At 53.3% G+C, this 1080-nt stretch carries 1 rRNA gene; it reads left to right on the top strand.

Going from position 1 to position 1080, the window contains the following annotated elements:
• A 23S ribosomal RNA gene (locus EDF81_RS23820) occupies positions 1–1080 on the top strand; the annotation flags it as partial.

Raw genomic sequence — 1080 nt, forward strand, 5'->3', positions numbered from 1 at the left:
GTAGGTGAAGTGACTTGCTCACGGAGCTGAAACCAGTCGAAGATACCAGCTGGCTGCAACTGTTTATTAAAAACACAGCACTGTGCAAACACGAAAGTGGACGTATACGGTGTGACGCCTGCCCGGTGCCGGAAGGTTAATTGATGGGGTTATCCGCAAGGAGAAGCTCTTGATCGAAGCCCCGGTAAACGGCGGCCGTAACTATAACGGTCCTAAGGTAGCGAAATTCCTTGTCGGGTAAGTTCCGACCTGCACGAATGGCGTAATGATGGCCAGGCTGTCTCCACCCGAGACTCAGTGAAATTGAACTCGCTGTGAAGATGCAGTGTACCCGCGGCAAGACGGAAAGACCCCGTGAACCTTTACTATAGCTTGACACTGAACATTGAGCCTTGATGTGTAGGATAGGTGGGAGGCTTTGAAGCGTGGACGCCAGTCTGCGTGGAGCCAACCTTGAAATACCACCCTTTAATGTTTGATGTTCTAACGTAGACCCGTAATCCGGGTTGCGGACAGTGTCTGGTGGGTAGTTTGACTGGGGCGGTCTCCTCCTAAAGCGTAACGGAGGAGCACGAAGGTTAGCTAATCCTGGTCGGACATCAGGAGGTTAGTGCAATGGCATAAGCTAGCTTGACTGCGAGCGTGACGGCGCGAGCAGGTGCGAAAGCAGGTCATAGTGATCCGGTGGTTCTGAATGGAAGGGCCATCGCTCAACGGATAAAAGGTACTCCGGGGATAACAGGCTGATACCGCCCAAGAGTTCATATCGACGGCGGTGTTTGGCACCTCGATGTCGGCTCATCACATCCTGGGGCTGAAGTAGGTCCCAAGGGTATGGCTGTTCGCCATTTAAAGTGGTACGCGAGCTGGGTTTAGAACGTCGTGAGACAGTTCGGTCCCTATCTGCCGTGGGCGCTGGAGAATTGAGGGGGGCTGCTCCTAGTACGAGAGGACCGGAGTGGACGCATCACTGGTGTTCGGGTTGTCATGCCAATGGCATTGCCCGGTAGCTAAATGCGGAAAAGATAAGTGCTGAAAGCATCTAAGCACGAAACTTGCCCCGAGATGAGTTCTCCCTTG

It is taken from the genome of Enterobacter sp. BIGb0383, assembly GCF_003751845.1.
Taxonomy (GTDB): Bacteria; Pseudomonadota; Gammaproteobacteria; order Enterobacterales; family Enterobacteriaceae; genus BIGb0383.